Raw genomic sequence first — 641 nt, 5'->3', positions numbered from 1 at the left:
GCGGCAGACTGCGCCGCGCTTGACAGCAGCAAAAGCAGAACGCGGGGTAAACGGCGGCCCTGGACATACGCGCCCTGATGTCACGGAGGGAAGGCCCAGCAATCCGCGAGGCGGCACACGCACGCCCGAAGGGGCGGGCGCGGTGTGACTTCCACCCTTGAGAGATTCTGTTTTCTTTGTCCCTATCGCTCAAAACCCTTGACATATCATTCTAAAAGGAATAATATGTAAACACCCCGGACAAGGGTAAGGAGCGTAGAAAATGACAGAACAAGACAGCAAAGCCCGCAACATCTCCCGCACCTGGAAGGTTGACCTTTACGGTGGCTGGGGCGACGGGCCGAGTGCCAGCGTGTTCATGGGGTCGCACATCATCACTCTCAGCGCCGACCACAACGGCATTCTCGCGCCGTGAGCTTGCTGGAGTGGGCCAAGAGTGATGGTTACTTCAAACTGCTCAGCGAAGAACATACTGAGCCGCCTGCGCCGCTGGAATTGCCCACTCCGGTGATCGGCAAGGCCCGCGCCTGTACCCTGCACAAGATTATGGGTTTGACCGGACTCCCCAACGCGCAGCATTACGCCCTGGCCGCCGCTGCTCTGGGGGAACCCTGGCCGCTGGATACGCTGTCTGACCTGAA

General features: G+C 59.6%; 1 protein-coding gene and 1 pseudogene. Both read left to right on the top strand.

Translation table 11 applies throughout. The features are described from left to right. Positions 1-262: 262 nt before the first annotated feature. The gene (locus QZ271_RS14420; RefSeq protein ID WP_291432634.1) at positions 263-415 is read left to right on the top strand and encodes a hypothetical protein; all 153 of its coding nucleotides are present in this window, start codon (positions 263-265) and stop codon (positions 413-415) included. Beyond that, positions 412-641, top strand: a pseudogene (locus QZ271_RS14415) (hypothetical protein); the annotation flags it as partial. The gene QZ271_RS14420 and the pseudogene QZ271_RS14415, both read left to right, overlap by 4 nt.

Origin of the sequence: Deinococcus sp., from assembly GCF_018260555.1 — a bacterium.
Taxonomy (GTDB): domain Bacteria; phylum Deinococcota; class Deinococci; order Deinococcales; family Deinococcaceae; genus Deinococcus.
This window is presented reverse-complemented; position numbering and strand designations above follow the sequence as displayed.